This is a genomic window from Helicobacter sp. CaF467b (assembly GCF_022664765.1).
Taxonomy (GTDB): Bacteria; Campylobacterota; Campylobacteria; order Campylobacterales; family Helicobacteraceae; genus Helicobacter_D; species Helicobacter_D colisuis.
Genome location: NZ_JALAIY010000001.1, coordinates 1,402,367 through 1,428,178 on the forward strand (window position 1 = coordinate 1,402,367; position 25,812 = coordinate 1,428,178).

General features: G+C 34.2%; 23 protein-coding genes, 1 tRNA gene and 2 pseudogenes. 9 read left to right on the forward strand and 17 right to left on the reverse strand.

Annotated elements, in window-relative coordinates:
- A pseudogene (locus MKD52_RS07185) lies at positions 1-1,044 on the reverse strand (hypothetical protein); the annotation flags it as partial.
- Positions 1,045-1,146: 102 nt separating this feature from the next.
- On the opposite strand from MKD52_RS07185, the gene MKD52_RS07190 reads away from it, so the two are divergent.
- The gene (locus tag MKD52_RS07190) at positions 1,147-1,680 is read left to right on the forward strand and encodes a phospholipase D-like domain-containing protein (protein WP_242099769.1); all 534 of its coding nucleotides are present in this window, start codon (positions 1,147-1,149) and stop codon (positions 1,678-1,680) included.
- Positions 1,681-1,748: 68 nt separating this feature from the next.
- Here MKD52_RS07190 and MKD52_RS07195 read toward each other — a convergent pair whose 3' ends face one another.
- Complete coding sequence (locus tag MKD52_RS07195) at positions 1,749-2,540, reverse strand: TatD family hydrolase (RefSeq protein WP_242099770.1); 792 nt, start codon at positions 2,538-2,540, stop codon at positions 1,749-1,751.
- Positions 2,541-2,610: 70 nt separating this feature from the next.
- On the opposite strand from MKD52_RS07195, the gene ribE reads away from it, so the two are divergent.
- Together ribE and MKD52_RS07205 are read left to right on the forward strand one after the other, a co-directional pair.
- A complete protein-coding gene (ribE, locus tag MKD52_RS07200) occupies positions 2,611-3,225 on the forward strand; it encodes a riboflavin synthase (protein WP_112057356.1) in 615 nt (204 codons plus the stop codon).
- Position 3,226: 1 nt separating this feature from the next.
- Complete coding sequence (locus MKD52_RS07205) at positions 3,227-3,508, forward strand: EscU/YscU/HrcU family type III secretion system export apparatus switch protein (protein WP_112057357.1); 282 nt, start codon at positions 3,227-3,229, stop codon at positions 3,506-3,508.
- Positions 3,509-3,546: 38 nt separating this feature from the next.
- On the opposite strand, the gene MKD52_RS07210 is transcribed toward MKD52_RS07205, so the two are convergent.
- Positions 3,547-4,326: a histidinol-phosphatase gene (locus MKD52_RS07210; protein ID WP_242099771.1), complete on the reverse strand. Its 780-nt coding sequence runs from the start codon at positions 4,324-4,326 to the stop codon at positions 3,547-3,549.
- Positions 4,327-4,803 carry a hypothetical protein gene (locus MKD52_RS07215; RefSeq protein ID WP_242099772.1) on the reverse strand — a complete coding sequence of 159 codons (477 nt, stop codon included), beginning with the start codon at positions 4,801-4,803 and terminating at the stop codon, positions 4,327-4,329.
- Positions 4,804-4,912: 109 nt separating this feature from the next.
- Between MKD52_RS07215 and MKD52_RS07220 the strand changes: the two genes are divergently transcribed.
- Together MKD52_RS07220 and pglC are read left to right on the forward strand one after the other, a co-directional pair.
- A complete protein-coding gene (locus tag MKD52_RS07220) occupies positions 4,913-6,064 on the forward strand; it encodes a glycosyltransferase family 4 protein (RefSeq protein ID WP_242099773.1) in 1,152 nt (383 codons plus the stop codon).
- Complete coding sequence (pglC, locus tag MKD52_RS07225; RefSeq protein ID WP_242099774.1) at positions 6,045-6,650, forward strand: undecaprenyl phosphate N,N'-diacetylbacillosamine 1-phosphate transferase; 606 nt, start codon at positions 6,045-6,047, stop codon at positions 6,648-6,650. The genes MKD52_RS07220 and pglC overlap by 20 nt, the downstream gene beginning before the upstream one ends.
- A 1-nt stretch (position 6,651) precedes the next feature.
- Here pglC and MKD52_RS07230 read toward each other — a convergent pair.
- A tRNA-Glu gene (locus MKD52_RS07230) sits at positions 6,652-6,727 on the reverse strand.
- A gap of 125 nt (positions 6,728-6,852) precedes the next feature.
- Between MKD52_RS07230 and MKD52_RS07235 the strand changes: the two genes are divergently transcribed.
- Both MKD52_RS07235 and ispG read left to right on the forward strand, forming a co-directional pair.
- Entirely contained in the window at positions 6,853-8,997 is a 2,145-nt protein-coding gene (locus MKD52_RS07235; RefSeq protein ID WP_242099775.1) for a WD40 repeat domain-containing protein, read from the forward strand.
- A gap of 18 nt (positions 8,998-9,015) precedes the next feature.
- On the forward strand, positions 9,016-10,095 hold the full coding sequence (gene ispG / locus MKD52_RS07240; RefSeq protein ID WP_242099776.1) for a flavodoxin-dependent (E)-4-hydroxy-3-methylbut-2-enyl-diphosphate synthase: 1,080 nt from the start codon (positions 9,016-9,018) through the stop codon (positions 10,093-10,095).
- Between the two features lie 4 nt (positions 10,096-10,099).
- Here ispG and MKD52_RS07245 read toward each other — a convergent pair whose 3' ends face one another.
- The 12 genes and pseudogenes from MKD52_RS07245 to MKD52_RS07300 all read right to left on the reverse strand — a co-directional run bounded on the left by MKD52_RS07245 (position 10,100) and on the right by MKD52_RS07300 (position 24,662).
- On the reverse strand, positions 10,100-11,350 hold the full coding sequence (locus MKD52_RS07245; protein WP_112057364.1) for a glutamate-5-semialdehyde dehydrogenase: 1,251 nt from the start codon (positions 11,348-11,350) through the stop codon (positions 10,100-10,102).
- Between the two features lie 9 nt (positions 11,351-11,359).
- Positions 11,360-13,456, reverse strand: a complete 2,097-nt coding sequence (locus MKD52_RS07250) for an RNA degradosome polyphosphate kinase (protein ID WP_112057365.1) — start codon at positions 13,454-13,456, stop codon at positions 11,360-11,362.
- Positions 13,457-13,746: 290 nt separating this feature from the next.
- Positions 13,747-14,418: a YggS family pyridoxal phosphate-dependent enzyme gene (locus MKD52_RS07255; RefSeq protein WP_242099777.1), complete on the reverse strand. Its 672-nt coding sequence runs from the start codon at positions 14,416-14,418 to the stop codon at positions 13,747-13,749.
- A gap of 9 nt (positions 14,419-14,427) precedes the next feature.
- The gene (gene rseP, locus MKD52_RS07260) at positions 14,428-15,498 is read right to left on the reverse strand and encodes an RIP metalloprotease RseP (RefSeq protein WP_242099778.1); all 1,071 of its coding nucleotides are present in this window, start codon (positions 15,496-15,498) and stop codon (positions 14,428-14,430) included.
- Positions 15,499-15,501: 3 nt separating this feature from the next.
- A complete protein-coding gene (gene pgsA / locus MKD52_RS07265; RefSeq protein WP_112057368.1) occupies positions 15,502-16,044 on the reverse strand; it encodes a CDP-diacylglycerol--glycerol-3-phosphate 3-phosphatidyltransferase in 543 nt (180 codons plus the stop codon).
- A complete protein-coding gene (locus MKD52_RS07270) occupies positions 16,044-16,826 on the reverse strand; it encodes an enoyl-ACP reductase (protein ID WP_112057369.1) in 783 nt (260 codons plus the stop codon). Before MKD52_RS07270 ends, pgsA begins: the two co-directional genes overlap by 1 nt.
- Positions 16,823-17,737, reverse strand: a complete 915-nt coding sequence (gene dapA / locus MKD52_RS07275; protein ID WP_242099779.1) for a 4-hydroxy-tetrahydrodipicolinate synthase — start codon at positions 17,735-17,737, stop codon at positions 16,823-16,825. Before dapA ends, MKD52_RS07270 begins: the two co-directional genes overlap by 4 nt.
- Positions 17,738-17,744: 7 nt before the next feature.
- Positions 17,745-19,004: a pitrilysin family protein gene (locus tag MKD52_RS07280; protein WP_242099780.1), complete on the reverse strand. Its 1,260-nt coding sequence runs from the start codon at positions 19,002-19,004 to the stop codon at positions 17,745-17,747.
- Positions 19,005-19,051: 47 nt separating this feature from the next.
- Positions 19,052-20,107 (reverse strand): quinone-dependent dihydroorotate dehydrogenase, encoded by a 1,056-nt coding sequence (locus MKD52_RS07285; RefSeq protein WP_242099781.1) that lies wholly within the window; start codon positions 20,105-20,107, stop codon positions 19,052-19,054.
- 187 nt (positions 20,108-20,294) lie between these two features.
- Positions 20,295-21,293: pseudogene (locus MKD52_RS08630) on the reverse strand (methyl-accepting chemotaxis protein); the annotation flags it as partial.
- Positions 21,254-21,895: a cache domain-containing protein gene (locus MKD52_RS07295; RefSeq protein ID WP_347340933.1), complete on the reverse strand. Its 642-nt coding sequence runs from the start codon at positions 21,893-21,895 to the stop codon at positions 21,254-21,256. The gene MKD52_RS07295 and the pseudogene MKD52_RS08630, both read right to left, overlap by 40 nt.
- A gap of 193 nt (positions 21,896-22,088) precedes the next feature.
- On the reverse strand, positions 22,089-24,662 hold the full coding sequence (locus MKD52_RS07300; RefSeq protein ID WP_242099783.1) for an AAA family ATPase: 2,574 nt from the start codon (positions 24,660-24,662) through the stop codon (positions 22,089-22,091).
- 173 nt (positions 24,663-24,835) lie between these two features.
- On the opposite strand from MKD52_RS07300, the gene msrA reads away from it, so the two are divergent.
- Entirely contained in the window at positions 24,836-25,339 is a 504-nt protein-coding gene (gene msrA / locus MKD52_RS07305) for a peptide-methionine (S)-S-oxide reductase MsrA (protein ID WP_242099784.1), read from the forward strand.
- A 111-nt stretch (positions 25,340-25,450) separates the two neighbouring features.
- Positions 25,451-25,810: a hypothetical protein gene (locus tag MKD52_RS07310; RefSeq protein WP_112057376.1), complete on the forward strand. Its 360-nt coding sequence runs from the start codon at positions 25,451-25,453 to the stop codon at positions 25,808-25,810.
- Positions 25,811-25,812: the final 2 nt, after the last annotated feature.

A 25,812-nucleotide genomic window follows, 5' to 3' on the forward strand; every position in this document is an offset into this window, starting at 1 on the left:
TTGAGATTCTTGAGATTCTTGAGATTCTTGAGATTCTTGAGATTCTTGAGATTCTTGAGATTCTTGAGATTCTTGAGATTCTTGAGATTCTTGAGATTCTTGAGATTCTTGAGATTCTAATCCAATATCCACCTGTGGTATTTCATTGTTTTCTAAAGGTTGCGTTTCTAGCTCCCCTTCTACTTCCCAATTTACCTGATTATTCACTGCGTTATCTGCAATTTCCTTACTCTCATCATCACTTTTTTGTAAATTTTCCAATAAAGCATCAAAATCTGCTTCTTGTGGTAATTCTGCAGTCTCAAAAGTCTCTGTATTTTCTATCTTATCGCTTTTCTCTAGTTCTTCTAAATCTTCATTTTGAGCTCTATCAAGCTCCAAATCCTCAAAGCTTTTTCCTAAGTCATCTTGTGGTAGCTCTATCCCATCTTGTTCTTGCTGATTCTCTACTATTTCCAGCTCTTGCCCAATATCTTTATTTAAAACTTCTTCCTTTTGATTTAAGTCAATTATTTCTTCAAAATCTTCATTTTTGCTATCTGCATCAGCAAACAATTGCTTAACTTCTTCAATATCTCTTTCATCTAATACATTTGCATTCAGCTCATCTGATGAATTAGTCTCCAAATCAGCCTCCAAGTCCAAATCTCCCAAATCTAACAATTCTTCATCTTGCTTTACCTCTTTAATTTCTTCTTTTGTGTTTTCTTCTATTTTTGCTTCATCAAGCGTCTCTATTCCACAAACTTCCGACAAAGTCTTCACAAGCTCTGTAGGCAAAAAAGGTTTTTGAATATACGCATCAAACCCTTCTACTCTTTGTGTTGATTTAGCATAAAGCAAGATCGCTTTAGTCTCCGAATTGGCTTGTTTATATTGCTCAAATTCATCTTGTTGGTAGCACTCATCATCTAATAAAAGCACATCTACTTGCATAGTCACATCAATCTCTTGTGTCTCAACCATCTCTAAACCAATTTTTGAAATACTAAGCGAGGCGAGCTTAGTAATCATTGGATTTTTATTTACTAGGTATATTTTCATTTGAAAAAGCGCTCCATTCTTTTTAATTTTTTGCAATGAAAGAATTTGCTAAAATTTCAAAATTTTAACAACTTTTATCTTAAGATTCACAAGGAAATTTTAATGTTTAACAAACTTTTCTGTATTTTTTACTTTTGCTTTATGCTTTCACTCCCTGCTTTTGCACAATCGCTTTATTTTATGCCACAGGAGCAAAATCAAGCAATCAAACAACTAATTAACACAATAAAAAGCGCTCAAAATACCCTTGATATTGCCATTTATAGCTTCACAAATCGCGAAATTAGCAAAGCTATCCGAGATACTGCCAAAAAGGGTGTGCAAGTGCGAATTATTTATGATAAAAAGTCCAATCAAAAAAATAATCACTCCACCATTGGCTACCTTGCTAAACTTAAAAATATACAAACTTGCTTTTTGGAGGGCAAACGCTCACAAAATGGAAAATATAATGGACTAATGCATAGCAAAATGGCTATTATAGATGATAAACATTTAATTCTAGGATCGGCAAATTGGTCTAAGAGTGCCTTTGAAGCTAATTATGAAACATTAGCAATTCTAAAAAACAAAGAATTTATTCAAAAAGCACAAAAGGAATTTGAAGCAATGTTTAAAGAGTGCGAAAAATATTAACTCTCTAAAATCACCCTACTAAGCAAATAATATTTTGGCACCCTTTAGCACTAAAGGTGGATTAAAACTTAAATCCCAAAAAGTGTTTTAGTGTTTTGATTAATTATCCCCACCAAACTCTCTTTGGAGAGATTTAAAATCTCACTCATTTTTTCTAATACAAGAGGAATATAAGAAGGTTCATTTCTCTTGCCCCTATGTGGATGAGGCGTAAGATAAGGCGCATCTGTTTCCAAAAGTAACGATTCTACTGGGATTTTAGGCAAAATTTCCACTAACTTTCTAGCATTTTTAAAAGTCAAAACCCCTCCAATTCCATAATAAAAGCCTTTTTGAGCAAGGCTAAGGAGCTGAAAATCTGCATTAAAGCAATGCAAAACTCCGCCTACTAATTCATTACAATAGGTTCGCAAAATCTCTAAACTATCTGCTGAAGCATCTCTAATATGAACAATTAAAGGCTTTTTATAAGCAATAGCCAATTGAATTTGTGCAATAAAAACCTTCTTTTGAATTTGTTTTAACTCCTCAATACTCCCTAGCTTTGATTGCGCTAGTGCTTCTTCTAAGCAATAATAATCAAGCCCACACTCACCCACTGCAATACATTTCTCATCTTCCAAAAACTGCTTCAAAAAATTCTCATCATACAAATAGGCATATTTTGGATGCAACCCACTTGCAAAATAAACTTCTTCATATTTATGGGCTAACTCACACGCTCTACTCAAATCCTCTGGATGCGCTGCTGGAATAATAAAGCGAGTGATTCCAGCATTTCTAGCACGATCTAAAATAGCTTCAAAATCCTCTTTAAATCTTTTATCATCCAAATGACAATGTGTATCGCAAAGTTGCATAAAATATTCCTTATTTTTTGTTACAATTCTGAAAATTTTAATAGAACTTGGCTTAAATTAAGGAATATAAATGTTTACAGGCTTAGTTAGAGAGTTTGGGGAAGTGCTTGGATTCCAGCAGAATATTCTCACACTCAAAGCAAAACACCGCCCAAAAATCGGAGATAGCATAGCAGTTAATGGCGCTTGTTTAACGGCTATAGAAATTTTTAACAATGGCTTTAGTGTAGAATTAAGTGAAGAGACACAATCACATATTGCTTTAGAATCCTATCAAGGCTTAGTGCATATTGAACCTGCTTTAAGATTACAAGATAGACTTGATGGGCATTTGGTGCAAGGGCATATAGATGGGATAGGAAAAATTATTAAAATCATTCCACATGCCATTGGTATTGATTTTTTTATCACCACCAATCGTGATATTTTAGCGCTTTGTGTCCCTAAAGGCAGTATTGCAATTAATGGAATTAGTCTTACTATTAATGAAGTTTTAGATGATTCACTACGCCTTACGCTCATTCCACATACAATCCAAAACACCCTCTTTGGGCAATATAGTGTCGGAACAAAAGTGAATATTGAAACAGATATGTTTGCAAGAATGGTGCAGCATTTCTTATCCAACAAAAAAGATTCTAATCTTACTTGGGAAAAAGTTGATAGAATCCTGGGGAGCTATTAAAATGCCTTTACCACTTTCTCAAAAAGCCGTTGCTCTAGCTTATGAACAAAACAAACACCGCGCTCCAAAAGTTTTAGCTAAAGGTGAAGGACTAATCGCCCAAAAAATTATTGAAAAGGCTAAGGAATACGATATTCCACTTTTTCAAAGCAAGGCTTTAGTAGATTCGCTTATTCATTTAGAAATTGATGAGGAAATTCCACCTGAACTTTACAAAGCTGTCGTGGAAGTATTTATTTGGCTTTACAAAACTGAACAAAAAACCCAAATGAGTCATTCATAAACCTACTAAAGCCATTAAAAAAAAATTAATAATTCTTCTTAAAACTCCACCAACTCCCTATCGCGTGCTGTGTAAATCGCACATTTTGTATAGCCCACTTCTCTTGCTAAAGTTTCCAGAGCTTCTCTTGCAAACCCAACTTGCTCTATGGCATGCGCATCACTGCTAAAAACAATAGGAATATCAAGCCCATAACACATCTCCAAAATTTCCCTAGAAGGGTATTGCTCCTTGACTTCTTTACGCAGTCCTGCAGCATTAATTTCCACTGCCATATTGGCTTTTTTAATAGCCTTAAGGGTTGATTCTATAGTTTTGCGCAAGTCTTTTGTAGGGCGATAATTAAAAATCTTTAATAAATCCATATGTGCAACAATATCAAATTTACCACTCATAGCCATCTGCTTAGTAGTCTCAAAATATTGCTCCCAACAAGCATTAATATCGCGCTTTGCATATTCGCGAATAAACTCAGGATTATCAAATCCCCAATTCCCTAAAAAATGCACCGCTCCAATACGATAATCTAAAGGCAGACTCAAGATTCTCTCATCTAAAAGATGAGGCAAAAAGTCAATCTCCAAAGCCATTTTAATAGAAATTTGCGGAGCATATTTTGCTCTTAATTCTTCTATTTGTTGCAGATAAAAAGGTAATTCTGCAAAATCCATACGATATTGCTTATCAAATTCCATAGGATTATGACAAGAAAAACCAAAAATATCTATTTTTTCTTTTATGGCTTTTTGAATATACTCTTCCATAGTGCCACTAGCATGCTTACAAAGATTAGTATGATTATGCAAATCCACTCGCATTTATTCCATCCTTTTTTCCATTTCTTTGGTAATATGAAGACTTAAAATATGCTTATCAAACACCGCAACAAAAAACATTGCATCAAAAATTTTAATATCAAGCACAAATCCTTCAACTTTCACTTCTCGCTTTTTAGTGTCTTCTTGCAAACATTGTGCTTTAAAGAGCACTTCATTTCCAAGCTCAATGGGAGCTAAAAACTTCATCTCCACTCCAATAATGATAGCATTGGGATTATTCACTGCCAATAAGGCGCTATAAGCAGCGCTAGAATAAAGATTGCCTGTATGCACCAGCCCACTTTTATCTAAAATCATTTTGCTAGTTGTCTCTAACATAACACTTGCTTGTCTATTTTTTAGCTCTTTAATTACACCATTGTTTGAATCAATATTCTGGCAAACTTTTTGAACAACCGATTCTTGATTGGCTTTATTCAAAAAATCTTCATCCTCATTTATAAATTCATCTTCCACTTATAACACCTTATCCAAAACTTAAACCAAAATTATAACACAACAAAAAACATAAAAAATAAAAATGGTATAATTTCAGCCATATTTCATTATTTCAATAAGGAATTCCTTGAAAATTCTCTTTCTCTCGCACACCGATTCAAATCTCTATCGCTTTAGGCTTCCTGTAATGATTGCCTTGGTGAAAGCAGGGCATGAAGTCTTAGCCCTTACTCCCAAAGGAGAATATTTCTCACAATTTGCCAAGCACCAAATTACTGCTATTGATTATTCTATAGAGCGCAGCAGTCTTAATCCCTTTAAAGCTCTAAAGACTATTCAAAATATTGCAGAAATTCTCAAAAAAGAAAAACCAGATATTCTCCACACTTTTATGCTAAAGCCAAATATTTATGGATCTTTTGCTGCAAAAATCGCCAAGATTCCTTATGTGATTAATTCACTCACGGGATTGGGGAGTTTTTATATCCAAAAAACCCCAAAAACTTTTTTGCTTAAAATCTTAATTGAAAGGCTAAATTTCTTTGCTTTTAAAATTGCTAAAAAGGTGCTTTTTCAAAATCAAGATGATTTGGAACTTTATGTCAAAAAAGGCTTAGTGCCACGCAAAAAAACCATTCTCATAAAAGGCTCTGGAATTGACACGGAATTTTTCTCTCCACTACCCAAAAATCAAGTGTTGCTCCAAAGCCTAAAAATCCCTCAAGATTCACTTGTAGTCTTGATGATAGCAAGGGCAATTTTACACAAAGGCATAAAAGAATATTATGCAGCAGCAAACTTAGCAAAAGAAGCAAACTTAAAGTTACACTTTTTATATGTGGGCGGAATTGACACAGGAAATATCTCGCCTATAGATCAAGAATTTTTAGAAAATCAAAAACAAGTGCATTATTTGGGTGAAAGACAAGATATTAAAGAGCTTATTGGAATTTGCGATATTTTCGTGCTTCCAAGCTATAGAGAAGGGATTCCGCGCACACTTTTAGAAGCAGGCAGTATGGCAAAGCCTATCATCACCACTAATGCCGTTGGTTGCAAGGAAGTTGTTAGTAATGGATACAATGGATTTTTAGTTCCTATTGGAGATAGTCAAATTCTCTTTGAAAAACTTATCCAACTCTCACAAAACAAATCCTTAAGGGAAGAATTTGGAAAAAATAGCCGCAAAAAAATTTGCGAGGAATTTGGCGTGGAATCTATTGTAAAATCCTATCTTCAGCTGTATAAAGAGGTAAAAAATGTATCCACATTTCATTAAGCCAATCTTGGATTTTTTATTAGCTTTATTTTTGATTCTTCTTTTTTCTCCGATAATTTTAATAGTTGCCCTATTAATTAGATTAAAACTTGGTTCGCCTATTTTTTTCATACAAGAGCGACCAGGGCTAAATGGAAAAATCTTTAAAATCTATAAGTTTCGCACAATGAGCAATCAAAGAGATTCCAAGGGACAATTGCTTAGTGATGAATTAAGATTAAAAGGATTTGGTAAATTTATTCGCAAAAGCAGCCTTGATGAACTCCCACAACTTTTTAATGTTTTAAAGGGAGAAATGAGTTTTGTAGGACCACGCCCACTCCTTGTTGAATACTTAAAGCTTTATAACAAAGAACAAGCTAGACGCCACGAAGTCAAACCCGGTATCACAGGTTGGGCTCAAGTCAATGGTCGCAATGCTATCTCCTGGGAAGAAAAATTTAGACTTGATGTGTATTATGTTAAAAACATTAGCTTTGGATTGGATTTAAAGATTCTTTATCTTACCTTTTTTAAGGTATTAAAACGAAAAGATATTAATTCAAGCACCAATATAACAATGGAAAAATTCAAGGGGAATGAGTAATTGGCGACCCTTGGAAGATTTGAACTTCCGTTACTGCCGTGAAAGGGCATTATCCTTGGCCACTAGATGAAAGGGTCGGCGGAATTTTAACATATTTTAGTTATAGAAAAATAAATCTAGACTCTAAAAGCTATCATTTAGGGATAAAAAAGTATAATAATTCAAATTTCCAAAGATTATTTGGATTCTTAAAGGAGGCTTTATGTTTCCATTACAAAGTAAATTAAGACTTATTGGTAGCGTTTTAGGAATCGCTACTGATGAGGATTGTATTATTTGTGCAGATAACTTCTATAATATCGTTACTTTTTTTATTCAAGATAAAGTCATTAACCAAACCCTGCAACTCTCAAAAGATAGGGAACCTTTACATCCTTTTAGTAAATCCGTTGCTATTTCCCACAAAAACGGAAGAGTTGTAACTGGTTTTACTTCAACCTCCAAAGGCATTGTTTTAAAGACTAAGCCAAAAATTACACCTATTACAGCACTTACTTGGCAAAAGCTTGAAATTTCTAAAATTACCTTTTCCTATGATGATAACTATCTTGCCACCGGTGGCGAAGATGGTAGAGTGCTTATTTACACGGGAGAAAATTATCATTTACTTCTCAGTTTGCCACCCTTCCCCGATTATATTTCATCTATTGCATTTAGTGAATGTGGAACACTTATTTTTAGTACTTGTTTTGGCAAAACCGCTATGGTTTTTAACATCTTAAAAAACACAAAAATTATAGATTTTAAAACCGATTTTGTTGTGGAAGATGCCTTTTTTTATGATGACAATACTAAATTATTTTGCGTCACTAGGGGTGGAATTTTTACTTATGATATCTATAAGCAAGAATATCTTTGCCAAAATATTTTACAAGATTCTTGGCTTACAACCTGCCAAAAACTACCTGGGGAAGAATTTGCTGTTGTCGGCGGAAAATATAATCCATTAAGATTGGCTCGTATTAGCGATAACGCAATCATTGACACTATCCCATCGGAATACACTGGTGCAACCTCGCTTTTTTTAGATAAAAATCTGTTATATATAGGTTACTCTAATGGCACAATTGAGATTGCTCAAATTGATCTTGCAAAAGAAGAAATGTTAGAATATCTTGCCAATGATGATTTGCGTTCCTGCCTTAAACTCATCAAAGAAAAAAATATTTTTCTCCAAACTTTGCCCCAATACAAAGAAAAGCTTGATTCACTCTGGCAAGATAAATTACTTGAAGCTATCGATCTACTTGCTAAAGATAGATTACAAGAAGCACAAAGTCTAATAGAGCCCTTTATGCATGATAACAGCAAAAAAGAAGAATTTGATTATTATTTACGCCAAAAGGCTAGTGTTGCACAATTTATGGATTTAATTGAAGAAAAAAACTATACTGAAGCTTATCATCTCGCCAAACAATATCCACACTTGAAAGACACAATGGCTTATGCTCAGCTTGAAAAGTTATGGGAAAAAAGCTTTGAACTAGCCAAAAAACTATTAGCACAAGATGCACAACTCAATATTCAGAAAGTCAAAGAATTACTCAAGCCTTTTGCTAATGTTCAGGCTAAAAAAGAAGTTATTTCCACTCTTTTAAAAAATGTTGATAAATTCCTTCAAGCCGATAAGGAGTTTAAAGCTAAAAATTTTATAGAATATTTCAAAATTTGTGAAAAATTCCCATTTTTACAAGCGACCAGAAGCTACAAAAGCGCCTTACTTGTAGGCAATCAAATCATGCAACGAATTAGTGCTTTAGAAAATCAAAATGAACTTCATAAAGCACTTGAAGTTTGCAAACTACTTAATGCAATGTTTCCATTTAAGAATATTGCTAATGAAAAATCCAAACTCATCCAGCTCAAACAAGAATTTTCTCAATATTGCACTTCCAAACAACTTTCAAAAGCCTTTGAAATGGCAGAGGAACATTTTGAGTTACACTCTATGTTGGAATACAAAATACTCTATGATGATTTTAAAGCCAAAAGCAAAATTGCCTTTGGTTTTGCATCCAATGGAGATGGTAAAGGCGTAATAGACACCTTAAAAGAATACCTCAATATTAAATGTTGGCAAGATAAAATTGCTTCTATTTTAAAAATTGCCTATCTCAACGAATTTATTCAAAACGCCTATCAAGGCTCCCAAAATATCAATTGGAAAGAAAGTTTTGAATACTATATTAAGCGCTATGGAAAAGATGAAGAGCTTAAAAAAATAGCTACTGAAATGGGCTTAGAAAATATCCTAAAGAGCATTCCACAAGAAGGCAATCCACAAGGCTATCTCAGTGTAAGCCTAGCAGAATCTCTCCTTTGCATCAACGAACAATCCTTAAACTAAAAACAATAAAGGCTAAAAATGCAAATACAACGCTATCCTACTAAACAAATTCAAATTGGAGAAGTTAAAATAGGTGGTGACGCACCCATCTCTGTGCAAAGTATGACTTTCTCAAAAACAGCAGACTTACAAGCCACCAAAAATCAAATCGATCAATTGCAACTTGCTGGTTGTGATATTGTGCGCGTAGCTGTAAGCGATGAAGAAGACGCAAAAGCACTCAAAATGCTTAAAAGCATGATTTCTTTGCCCCTAGTTGCCGATATCCACTTTCGCTATAAACTTGCACTCATTGCTGCTCAATCTGTGGATTGCATCCGCATAAACCCTGGAAATATCGGTTCAAAAGAAAAAATTAAAGCAGTCGTTGAAGCTTGTAAAGATAGGAATATTCCTATTAGAATTGGTGTGAATGCTGGTAGCTTAGAGAAACAATTTGAAGATAAATATGGAGCTACCCCAAAAGGAATGGTGGAATCAGCACTCTATAATATTAAACTTTTGGAGGATTTTGGCTTTAGCAATCTCAAGATTTCACTTAAGGCAAGCGATGTTGAACGCACAATGGCAGCCTATCGAATGTTGCGTCCTTTAGTTTCTTATCCCTTTCATCTTGGCGTAACAGAAGCAGGAGATCTAGAGTCATCAATGATAAAAAGCTCAATGGCATTAGGAGGACTTTTAATGGAGGGCATTGGGGATACAATGCGCGTATCTATCACTGGTGAGCTAGAAAAAGAAATAGAAGTCGCGCGCTCTATTTTACGCTATAGCGGAAGACAAAAAGAGGGAATCACTTATATTTCTTGTCCTACTTGTGGCAGATTACAAGCTGATTTAGTGCCTATCTTAAAAGAACTTAAAATAAGAATGCCAAAAATCAAAACTCCTATGCAACTCTCAGTTATGGGTTGCGCTGTCAATGCGCTAGGAGAAGCCAAACACGCAGATGTCGCCATTGCTTTTGGCAATGGAGATGGATTAATCATCAAAAAAGGTCAAATTGTAGGAAAATATAAAGAATCAGAGCTTATTGATGTTTTCATTAAAGAAGTCTTACAAACCGAGCAAGAGATAATACAAAATCAAGGCTTGTAATCCTTTATCTTATTTGCCCATTGCCTCTAATTTTGTATTTGTAGCTTGTAAGACATTCTACACCCATAGGACCTCTAGCGTGGAGTTTAGAAGTAGAAATCCCTACCTCCGCCCCGTAGCCAAACTCACCTCCATCACTAAATCTTGTTGAAGCATTCACATACACACAAGCACTATCCACTTGATTTAAAAAATCCTCTGCTACACTATAATCCTCACACAAAATTGCCTCGCTATGCCCACTGCTAAATTCTCTAATATGCTCCAGCGCACCTTGTAAGCCCTGCACTATTCTTAAGTTTAAAATATTTTCATTGTATTCAATATGGTAAGATTCTAGGGGAATCTCTTCGCACTCTATTCCATTTTCAGCTAAGATTTCACAAGATTCTTTGCAACCCTTAAGGATTGTCTCCTCTTGCTTCAAAGCCTTAGCTACTTTTGGCAAAAACTTTTTAGCAAAACCAGAATCCACAAGTAAAGTCTCACACGCATTGCACACACTAGGGCGCGAAGTTTTAGCATTAACTATCACAGCAATAGATTGCTCTACCCTACAACTTAAATGAGCAAAAATATGACAAACTCCTTTATCTTGCTTAATCACAGGAATCTTAGAATGCTCACTTACAAATTTTATCAATCCTTCCCCACCACGCGGAATCACCAAATCTATATATTCCCTAGCACCTAATAACTCTTTTAATTCCTCCCTCTCACAAGAAAGAAAAATAATCACTTCTTTAGGAATCTTAAATTTCTCCAAAACCCGATGAAAAATCTCAACAATAGCTTTGTTTGAATTTTGTGCTTCCTTCCCCCCCCTTAGCACACACACATTTCCACTTTTAAAACAAAGCGCTGCTGTATCGCTTGTTACATTTGGTCGCGATTCATAAATAATCCCAATCACGCCAATTGGAACGCTCACTTTTTCTATCTCCAAACCCTTTGAATTGCTAAAACCACCTAGAATCTTATTAAGTGGGTCAGGGAAATCTGCAATTTCTTTGAGAGATTTTGCCATTGCTAAAATCCGATCTTGGTTTAGCGTCAATCGCTCCAACATAGATGCAGAAAGCCCAAACTCTTTTGCCTTAGACAAATCCTTTTGGTTAGCCTCCAAAATCATTTTGCATTGTGATTCTAGCTCCTTAGCACACTCCCTTAAAAATTCCTGCCTTATGGAGTGAGGAATCTGCCCCATATAAATTTTTGCTTCTCTTGCTTTTCTTAAAGTCTCAAAAAACTCCATAAAACCCCCTTAGCTTTCCCTAAACATACGCCTTGCTAGTCGCTTTGCCTTAATCTCTTCTTCTTCACGCTTTAAGGAGGTATAGGTGGTGTTTGTATAATCCTCTAAAATCTTTTGACTATTAATGTTTTTGCCATTAGAAACTAGTTTTTTATATTCTCCATCTTCTTGTAATTCGTGAGCATTTGTGTTATCTTCGCTTTGTAAGCGAATGATTCCAAAGAGTTTCTCTGCCAAAGCTTCTTCAAAAACAGGCGTCATCAGCTCTACTCTCCGCTCCAAATTCCTTGGCATTAAGTCTGCACTTGCAAAATAAATTTGCGGTTTTGCGTGTTTGAAATAATAGATTCTAGCGTGTTCTAAATATTTGCCCACAATAGAGATAACACGGATATTTTCACTCACTCCTTTTACCTTTGGCTTCAAACAACAAATCCCTCTCACAATCAAATCAATCTTTACACCTGCATTAGAAGCCTTATAAAGCGCCACAATCACATCGGTATCCACAATAGAGTTTGCTTTTAAGATAATTCTCCCCTCACTTCCTTTTTTGGCTTCATTTTCAATGAGTTCTATAATTTTGGGCTTAATTTGTAAAGGTGCTGCAAGTAGCGTATTAAGTCTTGACTTATGAGAAAAACCAGAAAGATTATGAAAAAATTTCGTCGCATCTTGCGTAAATTCTTTTTTAGAAGTCATATAACTAATATCTGTGTAAATTTTTGCACTACTTGTGTTGTAATTTCCTGTGCTTAAATGCACATATTCACGCAATTCTTTACCTATGCTTTTTATCACTAAAGCAATCTTAGCATGCACTTTTAGCCCAGGGACTCCATAAATCACATGTGCACCTGCCCCTTCTAATGCCTTAGCCCAATGCAAATTATTTTCCTCATCAAAACGCGCCTTTAGCTCCACTAATGCTGTTACTTGTTTGCCATTTTCAGCCGCTTCAATTAGCGCTTTAACTATGGGTGAATTTTTGCCCACACGGTAAAGTGTCATGCGAATCGAAAATACATCAGGATCTTTTGCGGCACTTTGGATAAAATTCACCACAGGATCAAAACTCTCATAAGGCTGAAAAGATAACACATCTTGAGTATCTAAAATCGAAAAAATATTGGCATTAGGATCAAGTGGAGGCAGAATCTTTGGTGTATAATTTGGAAAGGTGAGTTGTGCAAAATTCTTGTTTCCTACAATTTCCCACAGAATATTAGAATTCATCGGTAACTCACATTCATAAATATCTTCACTAGAAACAGGAATATAATTAGTAATAAAACGCTTTAATTCTTCATCTTTGGTTTTAGCAATTTCTAATCGAATAATTTCTCCTTTACGCCTTGATTTCAATCCCTCTGTCATTAGCGCCATGAAGTCATCACCCTCTTCTTCCTCAATTTCCATATCAGCATTTCTTGTAACTCTAAAAGCTGTCCAACTAAGCACCGAAAATCCAGGAAATAACTCACTAGTAAATTCAGCCACAACACTATCTGTTAGCACATAAGTGTCTCCTAGCTTAATAAATCCAGGAAGCATTCTTGAAATGCGCGTCATTCCAAATTTAATTTCATTGGGATTATCAAGGCTTTGGAGTTTGAGTGCTAACACATAACTAAGATTATTCAAATGTGGAAAAGGGTGTGTTGCATCAACCGCGATAGGAACAACAATAGGATAAAGATGATTCATAAAATAATCTTGCAATTGTTTTTGTTGCTCTTTGTTTGTTTCTTTATAAGTTTTAATGCAAAGCCCAAGCTTATTTAAGGATTCTTTGATTTCAAAATAACATGTTTCTAAAAGTTTTTTTTCTTTTTTGAGATAGCCTCGAATCTCCTCTAATTGCTCTTTTGGCGTAAGCCTATCTGCCCCACTTTCTGTGATTCTAGCAGCATAAAGTCGCTTTAATCCAGCCACTCTCACCATATAAAATTCATCTAAATTTGTCCCATAAATTGCGATAAATTTTAAACGCTCCAAAAGCGGATTATTTGGGTTTTGCGCTTCACTCAAAACACGTGTATTAAACCGCAACCAAGATAATTCACGATTAATAAAATTGCTTGATTCTTTTAATTGAATAGACATTATAAGCCCCTTTATTCTTTATTATAATTATACCCTAGCCACTTAAAAAATTTTATCAATTTCCCAATAAATAATACCCTTGATTAGAATTTTCCCATAAATCTACCCAATTAAATATCAAAATTTTGGAATCTTTTTGCAAAATCAACCAATATCTTGCAAATCACAAAATAAATTGGCAAAAAACAATTGTAGAATCGCAACAAAAAATAATGGAGTGTTATTATAAATTTTAACTACGATAATTTAAAAGAGACTTTCTGGGGCGTTTAAATATATTTTCTTACTCTTTATTTAAAAAGAGTGCTTCCAAGTCTCACGCAATTGCTTCCACATTGAATTGCTAATTCAAAATCTCCACTCATTCCCATACTTAAAGTATTAGCGCCAAAACTTTGAAGTTTTTCAAATAAAGCCTGTGTTATCTCAAAGCTTTTTTGGATTAACCGATGGTCTTCTGAATGCGCTCCAATACTCATTAGCCCACAAAGTTTAATATTAGGACATTCTTCTAAAATTTGATGATAAATTTCTATTGCTTCTTCGGGCATAACACCACTTTTGGCAGATTCTTTAGCGCTATTGATTTGCAAGAGTGTCTTTAAATGGATATCTTCTTGCTCTAATTTCTTTTGAAGTTGTTTGGCTAAATCCAAAGAATGCAAACTATGGAACATAAAAGGTTTTAACTTTAAAAGTGCATTAATTTTATTGCTTTGGAGATTGCCAATAAAATGCCACTCTAGCGGTAGTAATTCTAAAGTGCTAGATTTTTGAGTTAAATCTTGCACTTTATTTTCCCCAAAAGCCCTTTGTCCACATTCATACAAAGCTTGTATTTCCTGAGTAGTAGAATATTTGCTCACCGCAACAAGCCTCACAATCCTATGTCTATCAACTGCAATTCTAGCTTTTTCTATTTTTTCAATAGCGTTAATTAAATTTTCTTTAAAATCTTGCATCACTTTCCTTTAAAAAGGCATGGTTCCATTTATAATACGAACAACATCATTGTATAATCCAAGCCCCATAAGCCCAAATAAAATAACCCAACCTGCTAGCGTTAAACGATAGATAGCATTAAGACTTGGAATCTTTTTGGTTATCATCTCATAAAGAGTAAAAACAATATGCCCCCCATCTAATGCGGGAATAGGCAAAAGATTTAAGATTCCCAAATTCACAGATATTAAAGCTGTGAAAGTTAAAAGGGTAACAATTCCTAACTCCGTTGCCTTTTTAGTAATAGAGACAATTGAAACAACCCCTCCTACTTCACTAAAAGGCACAACTCCAAAAATAATTTTCTCTAAACCTTGCAAAATAAGGGTGCTAGCTTGGAGAGTTTGAGAGAAGGCATAAGAAATACTCTCAAGTGGAGAATATGAAATTTTGCGTATTTCATTAGCTGCAATGATGCCAATTAGGGGGCGTGAAATTTCCTCACCAAAAATATTTTTACTCTGCCCAAGCTTAGGAATTAAAGTTGTATTTTGTGTTTGTAAATCACGCACAAAAGTAATCTCCAATGCACCCACAGAAGATTCTACCACCCTATTTAGCTTATCCCAAGTCTTAATACTTTCTCCATTAATGGCAATAATCTCATCACCTGCTTGCAAACCAGCCTTGCTTGCAGGCATATCTTCTTGCACTTTTCCGATAATAGGAGCTAACTCATTTTGCCCTATTAACGCAATAGTTATATAAAGCAAAAAAGCCAAAAAAAGATTAAAAAACGATCCTGCTGCCAAAATAATTAATCTCTTATACGCAGCAATTCCATAAAGACTATCTTTGTCATAATTGCGATTCTTGGGATCAATGTCGCTTTGCCCTTTGAGCTGAACAAAGCCACCAAGCGGAATAGGTCGCAAAGAGTATTCAGTTTCCCCAATTTGCTTTTTCCATAGTTTTTGACTTCCAAAACCAATGCTAAAAGCCTCAACCTTTACTCCAAAAAGCTTTGCAGCTAAAAAATGTCCTAATTCATGAAAAAACACCAAAAAAGCTAGGACAAGAATCGAACCAATAAAACCCATATTTTACCTTGTTTTTGTATAAGATCTAGCGTAGTCATAACCCGAATAAAGCGTGATAATCACAGCAAGCCATAAAGTAGCGTTTGCAAAAGAATAATCCATCAGCAAAAAAGCAATCGCAGTAATCTGTAGCCCTGTTTTATATTTTCCAAGATTAGATGCAGCCACTTTCAAACCCTTTGCAGCAGCAACAACTCTAAGCCCTGTGATAAAAAATTCTCTCCCTAAAATCAAAAAAACAGCCCAAACATTAACCCTATCAATCACCAAAAGCCCAATAAAAGCTGCAAGCATTAAAAGCTTATCAGCTAGGGGATCAAAAATCTCCCCAAAAAGACTTGTAACTTCAAAGTTTCTAGCAATAAAACCATCAAAAAAATCTGTAATACTTGCGACACAAAAAAGCAAACAAGCAAGATAATTCACCCAAGTAGGATGAATTGAGGGCGGTAGCAACTCCCAACCATAGAGCAAAACAGCTAAAAGCAAAACAGCAAAACAAATTCTAAGGGCTGTTAAAAGATTTGGAAGACTTTTAAGATTCATTATTTAAAACTTGTTCCCCCATCAATTACAATTGTTTGTCCTGTGAGCCAAGCGCTAGAAGAATCATCACATAAAAACAAACAAGCCCCTGCAATATCTTCAGGTTTTCCCATACGCCCAAGCGGACTTTGCGATTCTACAGCTGCCTTAATTTCTGCATAATCTGGAAAGGCTTTGAGGGCATCTGTATCAATAGGACCACCACTTACTGCATTTACACGAATATTATATTCACCAAGCTCCATTGCTGCATATTTCACCATAGTCTCCACGGCATTTTTAGAATTTCCATGCCCTGCATAATTTGGCATATACACAAGATTTCCTGTGGAACTAAGAGAAATAATACTTCCACCACCCACTTTTTGCATTCGCTTTGCAGCTTCTTGCGCACCTACAACAAAAGCAAGAACCGTTGCAGTATAAATATTATTTAGTCCCTTTGGTTTAAGACGCATAAAAGGAGCAAAACCACCCACCACACTTTTACCATAAATAATTGCATTGCTGATAAAAAAATCCACTCTCTCAAAATCTTCATCAATCCTTACAAACAAATCCTTATAAGTCTCTGGCTCTAAAACATTCAATGGATAAGCCTTGATTTTAACTTGATATTTAGATTCCACATCAGCAATAATTCTCTGTGCTTCTTCTTCATTTTTATTATAAGTAAAGGCAATATTGACACCATTTTGCGCAAAACGATATAAAATCGCTTTGCCAATGCCACGCGTTGCTCCACTAATCACTAAAGTCTTATTTTTCATATTTTCACTCATTTTACCACCTCATATTGCATTAAAATTTGCTCTAAATACTTAAGATTTTCTGCACTTGGAGAGACAAGAGGCAAACGATATTCTAAGGTTTTTAACAATCCGCTTAAATACATTGCAGCTTTAATAGGAATAGGATTGCTCTCCACAAAAAGCGCTTTATTAATCCTATAAAGCTCATTGCTTAAAACATAGGCTTTTTGATAATCTAAATCACTTAAGATGCTATGTGTTAGGGTAGCAATTTTATCAGGTAAGAGATTAGAAGTTACCGAAATAACTCCTTTAGCTCCACAACAAAGAATAGGATAATTAATCACATCATCACCACTAACCACAATCAAATCTTTTTGATTTACATTTAAATCTATCACTTTTTCAAGATTCCCACCGGCTTCTTTGACACCATAAATATTTTTAACATCCTTAAAAAGTTGTAATATTGTAGTGTTTTCAAGACTTACACCCGTGCGACTTGGAACATTATAAAGCATTAATGGGATAGAAATTGCTCCAGCTACACTCCTATAGTGCTGATAAAGCCCTTCTTGAGTTGGTTTATTGTAATAAGGTGTAACACATAAGATTCCATCAGCACCACTAGCTTGTGCAAATTTTGCCAATTCAATAGCCTCTTGTGTAGAATTACTCCCTGCTCCTGCTAATACCTTAATATTTTTGCCATTTAATCGATTTTTTTTGGCAACACTAAGTGCAACCTCAATACACTCTCTGTGTTCTTGATGGCTTAATGTCGCTGATTCTCCTGTTGTTCCAACAGGCACAATCACATCAATACCATAATTAATTTGCCTTTGAATGAGATTCTCATAAGTCTCTAAATCAAGCTTTCCATTTTTAAAAGGTGTAACAAGCGCGGTCATCGCACCTATGATTGTTTCTTCTACTTGCATATTTCTCTCACTTTTGTAAAGTCATAATGGTGGCATTATTGAGAATAAAATATTCATTTACCACCCTAATAATATCTTCCAAACTCAAAGCTTCAAAGTTTTTCTCAAAATCAAGCAAAGTCTGCAAATCCCCCCTAGCTATGTAAGAACCAAAGAGATTAGCAACACCACTACTTGATTCTAACTCATAAAGAAAATTTGCACGCATATTGATTTTAACTTTATCTAGCTCACTTTGCTTAAGTTTGCCCTGCTTAATAAGTTCTATTTGAGCCAAGACTTCCTTTTGGATTTTATCCAAACTTACTTCAGAGTTTGCTAAAGCCATTATAATAAAAACTCCTTCATCTACCAAATCCATATTATAAGTATAAATTTCAGCTGCAAGTCTCTTTTTATCTACAATAACACTCGACAAAACACTGCTTTTACCACCACTTAAAATCTCACTTAAAGCACTAAGGGCGATTTGATCTTTGTGATTAAAAGGCGGAATCTTATAAGCAATAGAAAGAATTTCAACCTCAGTTTGCTTATGCACACTAGCTTGACGCAAACCATCTTGTTTTGGTTCTATGGTATGGACTTTGGGTATTTCAAATCCTGTGTTTGGAATTTTTTCAAAATGTTTTTTTACTGCTTTTAGAGCCTCATTTATCTCAATATCCCCTGCAATCACAATGCTTGCATTTTTGGGCTGATAATAAGTCTTGTGAAATGCCCTAATGTCTTCAATACTCCAATTTCTAATATCATCCATAAAGCCAATTGGAGTCCAATGATAAGGGTGATAAACATAAGCAGTATTAAAAAGCCTAAAATACAAATAACCCATAGGATTATTATCTGTGCGCCACAATCTCTCTTCAGCTACCACATTACGCTCTGGCTGAAATTCCTCATCGCTTAAATTGAGATTCTGCATCAATTCTGCAAAAAGCTCTAAGCTTTTATCTAAATTTTGAGTGCTCGATTTAATATAGTAATGCGTATAATCAAAGCCTGTAGAAGCATTTGTGCTACCACCAAAGCTTTTAATGATTTTATCAAATTCACCTGTTTTTAGATTCTTAGTTGATTTAAAATTCAAATGCTCTAACATATGGGCAATTCCACTTTTTCCCATTGTTTCATTGCGACTACCTACTTTATAAAAAATATCAGTTGTAATAACATTGCTTTGATTATTAAGTGGGATAATATACACTTCTAAACCATTTTCAAGCACTGATTTATGATATTTTGGAAGAACTGAATTTTGCGCCATTAAAACTCCTATAAAACAAACAAATAAAATTAAAACTCTAAATATTTTCATAGATTAATACCTACTGCATCTTGAATATTTAAAAAGCCTTTTGATTCAAGGATTTGTGTCAATTCTTCATTGATTTTTTTAACAAGCATAGGTCCCTCAAAAATCAAGGCAGAATAAATTTGCACAAGGTTTGCCCCCAAAGCAATCCGTTCAAAAGCTTCTTGCGCACTTGAAATCCCCCCTACACTAATAAGCGTTATTTTTTTGGCATAAACTTTAGCAATTTGCTTTAGAATCTCTTTGCTTTTTTGAGTAAGAACTCTACCGCTTAAACCACCTTTTTCTTTGGGATTTGAAACCAATGAATAATCCAAAGTTGTATTGGTTGCAATGATTCCTTTAGCACCATTTTGGATAGCCACTTCTGTTAGCTTCAAAATAGAATCAATCTCTAAATCAGGCGCAATTTTTAGGTAAATAGGCTTAGAGTAGATTTCACAAAGCTTCAAAAAAAGCTCTTTAATAAAAGTTTCATTTTGCAAATCTCGCAAATTTGGCGTATTGGGCGAACTAATATTCACACTTAAATAATCTGTGCAATTTACAAATCTCTTAGCCAACAAAAGATAATCATCCAGTGCTTTTTCTTGTGGAGTAATTTTGTTTTTGCCAATATTCATTCCAAGTGGAATTGCAAAGGGATAGAGTTTGTCCAAACGAGTAGCAACCATCTCTGCTCCTTCATTATTAAAGCCCATTGCATTTTGAATCGATTCTTCTTGAATATGTCGCCAAAGGCGAGGCTTTTCATTACCCTCTTGAGGATTTGGAGTAACTGCGCCAAGCTCCAAGTGAGAAAATCCAAGCGCACAGAGTGTTGGAATCATAGTAGCATTTTTATCAAAACCTGCAGCCAAGCCCACAGGATTATAAAAGGAAATGCCATCAATTTTTTGTGCCAAAATAGGATTTTGAAGGCAAGTTTTTTGAGAAAATAAAGGTAAAACTCCCGGAATTTTAGGTGCTAATTTAGCTATTTTTTCCACAAAAGAATGCGCCTTTTCTGGATCGCTTTTAAAAATATAGGGGCGAATAGAATGGTAACTAAACATTATTATCTCTTGTAAAATAAAATAATTTTAGAATTGTAGCATTTTTATTTAAATAATTTTTTAAACTTTTTTGGCAGCTTATTTCAAGCAAATCCCATAAATTAAATCTTTTAAATTCTCAACAAAAAACTTAAAAGATTTAAAAATACTAAAACATTACCTCTATTTCTAAGATTCTAAGAAGAAGTTAGAACTTCTTCTTATTAACATCTTCTAAAATATCATTGGCTATTTTATTAACATCTTGAGTAATTACATTAGTATCATTAGCAACCACAACATTATTATGGGTTATTGTCTCTAGTTGAGCCACAGCTTCGTTAATCTGTCCTACACCGGTAGTTTGCTCTCGTATGGATTCACTCATATCATTTACTCCTTGAACTAGAACATTCACATTCGCTTCTATTTCATTGAGCGATTTACTTGTCCTCTCGGCTAACTTTCTTACTTCATCAGCAACAACTGCAAATCCTCTTCCATGCTCTCCTGCTCTTGCTGCTTCAATTGCCGCATTCAAAGCAAGGAGATTGGTTTGATCCGCTATATCTTTGATTACTCCTACGATATTTTTAATATCTTCTGCTTGTCTTGTAACTTCTGAAGTCTTGTCTGAAACATTTTGCATAGATGAGCTTATTTCTTCTATGGCAACCACAGATTGCTGTAAAGAATTAGCCTGCGATTGAGAGCTATCTGTTAATTTTTGCATTGATTCTCTTAACTCTTGAGATTGTTTAGCCAAATCTGATGCAAAATTAGCTGATACCTTAAGCATTGCCTTTATCTCTTCACCCAATATGTTTGTGATAACCTCAACATCACCTTGAGCGTTTTTAACTTCAGTAGTAAAATCTAAATTTTTATAGCTATCAAACACTCGTGTGATTTCATTCATATTAGAACCAATTTTGCCTTGCAAAACATCAAGCATTTTATTTAAAACATTTTTTAATTCAATTAATTGGGGATTAGCAGGATTTTCAATAATTCTTGCTGTTAGATCGCCACTCTCTATTGCTTTAGCGGTTTGCGCACTTTGAGCAATTGCTTTTTCATCTTGTATCAATCCCACTTTAGTTTTTTCTATATTAGTGTTAATGACTTTAGCCATTGAGCCAAACTCATCATTTGAATTAACCTGAACTAATTGTATATCAGTCTTTTCGTGATTAATATAGGAAAAAACATCAATAATAATGGCAAGAATATTAATATTGCTACAATTATGGCTATGAGAATATAACTATTAATTGCATACAAAATATCTTTCATGAGAGAATGCGATATTTCATTGGAGTAATCACCTAAAGTATCGATATACACACCTGTTGAAATCCACATATTGTTAGTATTAGGTATCATCTGTGCATACCCAATCTTTTGTGCTTGAATCAACTCTCCATTGGGCAATGGCTTTGAAAATTCAAAACGAATGAATTCCCCACCCCCATTCTCATCTTGTTTTTTTGTACTCTCAAATAATTCTCTTACATAATAAACGCCATTTGGATCCTTTGCATCATAAAGCGACTTTCCAATCAAATCTTTTCTTGTCGGATGCGCTACTGGAACATGATCTTTATAAACAAAGAAATACCCTGATTTATCATTTTCAAATCTAAATTTTTCAATGGCTTTTGCGATAATAGCTATTTGCGATTTTTCATCCAATCCCCCCACAAGCTCACCAAGAAAATATGCCACACTATCTGTAGCCAACTTGATCTTTTGTTCAACCTCTTGTTCAATGACAGAATTTAAACTCATAGAAGCTTCATTAGTCATCTTATTTTGATTAAAAAAAATAATACCAATCAACACTCCAAAGCTAATAAAAAACCGAATGCCAAAATAGATAATTTAAACTTTAAAGAAAATTTATTAAATATAACCATCCTTTAAAAAGCTAAAAAACATTCGGCATCCTATAGTATAAATACTTAAAAATATTATTTAGTTATAAATTTAAAACATTAAATCAATAAACTTTTGTCCTGATCTCTTCATTTTCTGCATAAAAAGTTACTTTACTGCCTTCTTTAATCTCCCCTTGTAAAATCAAATCTGCTAATCTATCTTCTACTTCCTCATACAAAGCTCTCTTAAGCGGTCTTGCACCAAAAGTTGGATCAAAGCCAACTTTAGCAATAAACTCCTTAGCGCTTTGTTCTAATTCTATTTGAATGTCTCTCTCAGCTACTTTCTTTTGAATATTTTTAAAGAGAATATCTACAATATGTGTAATTTGCTCAATTCCCAAAGGATTAAAAATCACAATATCATCAAGTCTATTGAGAAACTCTGGCTTAAAATAAGCCTTAAGCGCTTCTTTAACTGCTTTTTCTTTAGAATCTTCATCTTTTAATTCCATAATTTGGCTACTTGCAATATTGCTTGTGAGAATAATAATGGTATTTCTAAAATCAATAGTTACACCCTTATTATCTGTCAAACGACCATCATCAAGCACCTGCAAAAGCATATTAAACACATCAGGATGAGCTTTTTCAATCTCATCAAAAAGCACAACACTATAAGGCTTCCTACGCACCGCTTCTGTGAGTTGTCCGCCTTCTTCATAGCCAACATATCCTGGAGGCGCACCTACTAAGCGACTTGCCGCGTGTTTTTCCATATATTCACTCATATCAATGCGAATAAGATTCTTCTCACTATCAAAAAGGAATCTCGCTAAAGTTTTAGCCACTTCAGTCTTTCCAATCCCTGTTGGACCAAGAAACAAAAAGCTTCCAATAGGACGATTAAGCTCACTAAGCCCTGCTTTATTGCGTTTAATAGCTCTTGCAATAGCGTGAAGTGCTTTATCTTGTCCCACCACATCTTTTTTAAGCTCTTCTTCGATTCCTAAAATCTTATCTTTCTCATCTTGCAACATTTTCTTAATAGGAATTTGTGTCCATCGGCTAACAACAGCTGCAATTGATTCAGGCAAAACAGCATTTCTAAGTAGTGTTCCTGCTTCTTGCATCTTTTCCCATTTTTGATTTTGTTCTTCTAATGCCCTTTGAAGTTCAGGAATCTTACCATAATCAATCTCAGCAGCTTTATTAAAATCGCTATTACGCTTTGCCAAAGCACTTTCAGTTCGCAAAGAATCAATTTGCACCTTAATATTTGCAATTTCATTAAACACTTGTTTTTCGTTTTCAAATTGCACTTCTAGGGCTTTTTTCTTTTCATTTTTATCGCTTAATTCTTTTTCAATTTCTTGAATCCTTGCATTATTTTTCTCACTCTTTTCCATTAAAAGCGCTTCTTTCTCCACTTGCAATGATTCAATTTCTCGCTTAATTTTTGCAAGCTCACTAGGTTCAGATTCTATTTGCATTTTAAGCTCTGCTGCAGCTTCATCAATTAAATCAATCGCCTTATCTGGCAAGAATCTATCTGTAATATAACGATTAGAAAGTTTAGCGGCAGCTACTAAAGCACTATCAGTAATGGTTACATTGTGATGTGCTTCAAGCCTTTCTTTAATACCGCGTAAAATTTGCAATGCTTCATTCACACTAGGCTCATTAACTGGAACAGGCTGGAATCTTCTCTGTAATGCCGCATCTTTTTCAAAATATTTACGATATTCCTTAAGTGTTGTTGCGCCAATGGTATGCAATTCACCTCTTGCAAGAGCGGGTTTTAGGATATTAGCTGCATCCATACTCCCCTCACTTGCACCCGCACCAACAATGGTATGAATCTCATCAATAAAAAGAATGATATTTTTTGCCTTAGTAACTTCATCAATAACTTTTTTTAGCCTATCCTCAAACTCCCCACGATATTTTGCTCCTGCAATCAACGCACTCATATCAAGTGCAATTACTTTTTTATTTTGCAAAGAAATAGGCACTTCTTTTTTAATAATTCTTTGTGCTAAACCCTCCACAACTGCAGTTTTTCCAACTCCTGGCTCACCTAGTAAAATGGGATTATTTTTGGTTTTTCTAATCAAAATTTGCATCATATGATTGATTTCTTCATCTCTACCAATTACAGGATCTAATTTTCCTTCTATTGCTTTTTGCGTTAAATCTATTCCAAATTTTTCCAAGGCTTCAAGATTCTCATCGCCACTTTGTGAATTAATTTTTGTCCCGCCTCTTATTACTTCAAAGGTTTTTTTTAACTCATTCAAATCTAAATATTTAGCAAACAAATTTTTAGCTATCTCTGTATTGAGATTTGCCAAAATAAAAGTATCAATAGCAATATAAGAATCTCCATTTTTTGCCGCCAAGCCATCAGCTTGATTAAGCGCATCACTTAAATTTCGTGAGATTTTTAGATTCTCCTTATTTACTGATGAGCTTTTAGGAAGATTATTTGCTAAACTTTTTGCCTCTAACTCAATGGCTGCTTTATCGATGTTTAATCGGTTTAAAGCTTGATTTAAAAGCGAATTAGTATTAGTTAGCATCGCCCAAAAAAGATGAATGGGCTCAATTTCTTGGTTTTGATTATGCAAAGCCAAAGAAGCACCTTGCTCTAATGTTTCTTGCATAGTATTGGTGAGTTTCTCTAAAATATTCATTGAAATCTCCTAAAATTTATTTTGTTGGCATTATATAACTTTAGTCAATTATTGTCAAGTTTTATAATAATAAAATACTAAAAGTTAAAATATTACAAAGAAAGTATTGATTGCGCAATCCTTAAATTTTATCCGCTATAATTCCTTAAAAAATTCATTTTCAAAGGTTTTTTATGCGCATTGTTATTTATCTAGCAGGAGGCTGTTTTTGGGGGATTCAAGGATATTTTGATTTACTAAAAGGTGTGGTTAGCTCTCAAGTAGGCTATGCAAACTCCAAGATAGAAAATCCTAGCTATGAGCTTGTATGCAGTGGAATCACAGGCGCAGTAGAAGTAGTGAAAATAACTTATGAAGATGAAGTTTTATCACTTAATGAGATTTTGCAGAGATTTTTTGACATTATCAATCCTTTTGCACTAAATTATCAAGGCAATGATTTTGGCACACAATACCGCAGTGGAATCTATGCTAAAGATTCTAAAATATTAGAAAAAGTGCGATCATTTATCCAAAATCTACAAAAGAACTTTTCACAGGAGATTGTAACAGAAGTCATGGAATTAGAAAATTTCTATCCTGCTGAATCATATCATCAAAAATACCTTGCAAAAAATCCTAATGGCTATTGCCATATTGATTTAAGCAAGGCATTACAAGATAATTATATCCCTTGAATTTCAAAGAAAATCGCTTTATCAAGAACATTATAATTCAACTAAATTCTCAAGAATAGCTTAACATTTTTAGTGTAGAATCTTCTCGCAAACACAAAAAGGAAATTTAAAATGCGTTTTTTATTGGTTTTTATTTGTTTTTTTGGCGTGAATCTTTTAGGAAAAAATATAGAAGAAGGCTTAAAATATTTAGAGATTCCAAACTCTAAAAGACAAATTTTAAAAGAAGCTATACGAGAGCTCTATAAACAAAGGCAAAATTACCACAGTAATGATGTGATTTTAGAATATAAAATTCTAAAAGAAATCGCAAATAAGGGCTATGGCGAAGTTAATTTTATAGAATATAAACAAATGCTAGAAAAAAATAACCAAAATTACGCAGAAGCAAAAATTAATTTTTATAGAACTATTGGACAGATTCTAGGCAAAGAAGAAATCACTTCCTTAATGGAATTTATAAGGGAATAGCG

Coding starts and splice junctions, on each gene's coding strand:
- MKD52_RS07190 (WP_242099769.1), top strand. CDS start 1,147: ATGTTTAACAAACTTTTCTGTATTTTTTACTTTTGCTTTATGCTTTCA.
- MKD52_RS07195 (WP_242099770.1), bottom strand. CDS start 2,540: ATGCAACTTTGCGATACACATTGTCATTTGGATGATAAAAGATTTAAA.
- ribE (WP_112057356.1), top strand. CDS start 2,611: ATGTTTACAGGCTTAGTTAGAGAGTTTGGGGAAGTGCTTGGATTCCAG.
- MKD52_RS07205 (WP_112057357.1), top strand. CDS start 3,227: ATGCCTTTACCACTTTCTCAAAAAGCCGTTGCTCTAGCTTATGAACAA.
- MKD52_RS07210 (WP_242099771.1), bottom strand. CDS start 4,326: ATGCGAGTGGATTTGCATAATCATACTAATCTTTGTAAGCATGCTAGT.
- pglC (WP_242099774.1), top strand. CDS start 6,045: ATGTATCCACATTTCATTAAGCCAATCTTGGATTTTTTATTAGCTTTA.
- MKD52_RS07235 (WP_242099775.1), top strand. CDS start 6,853: ATGTTTCCATTACAAAGTAAATTAAGACTTATTGGTAGCGTTTTAGGA.
- ispG (WP_242099776.1), top strand. CDS start 9,016: ATGCAAATACAACGCTATCCTACTAAACAAATTCAAATTGGAGAAGTT.
- MKD52_RS07245 (WP_112057364.1), bottom strand. CDS start 11,350: ATGGAGTTTTTTGAGACTTTAAGAAAAGCAAGAGAAGCAAAAATTTAT.
- MKD52_RS07250 (WP_112057365.1), bottom strand. CDS start 13,456: ATGTCTATTCAATTAAAAGAATCAAGCAATTTTATTAATCGTGAATTA.
- MKD52_RS07255 (WP_242099777.1), bottom strand. CDS start 14,418: ATGCAAGATTTTAAAGAAAATTTAATTAACGCTATTGAAAAAATAGAA.
- rseP (WP_242099778.1), bottom strand. CDS start 15,498: ATGGGTTTTATTGGTTCGATTCTTGTCCTAGCTTTTTTGGTGTTTTTT.
- pgsA (WP_112057368.1), bottom strand. CDS start 16,044: ATGAATCTTAAAAGTCTTCCAAATCTTTTAACAGCCCTTAGAATTTGT.
- MKD52_RS07270 (WP_112057369.1), bottom strand. CDS start 16,826: ATGAGTGAAAATATGAAAAATAAGACTTTAGTGATTAGTGGAGCAACG.
- dapA (WP_242099779.1), bottom strand. CDS start 17,737: ATGCAAGTAGAAGAAACAATCATAGGTGCGATGACCGCGCTTGTTACA.
- MKD52_RS07280 (WP_242099780.1), bottom strand. CDS start 19,004: ATGGCGCAAAATTCAGTTCTTCCAAAATATCATAAATCAGTGCTTGAA.
- MKD52_RS07285 (WP_242099781.1), bottom strand. CDS start 20,107: ATGTTTAGTTACCATTCTATTCGCCCCTATATTTTTAAAAGCGATCCA.
- MKD52_RS07295 (WP_347340933.1), bottom strand. CDS start 21,895: ATGACTAATGAAGCTTCTATGAGTTTAAATTCTGTCATTGAACAAGAG.
- MKD52_RS07300 (WP_242099783.1), bottom strand. CDS start 24,662: ATGAATATTTTAGAGAAACTCACCAATACTATGCAAGAAACATTAGAG.
- msrA (WP_242099784.1), top strand. CDS start 24,836: ATGCGCATTGTTATTTATCTAGCAGGAGGCTGTTTTTGGGGGATTCAA.
- MKD52_RS07310 (WP_112057376.1), top strand. CDS start 25,451: ATGCGTTTTTTATTGGTTTTTATTTGTTTTTTTGGCGTGAATCTTTTA.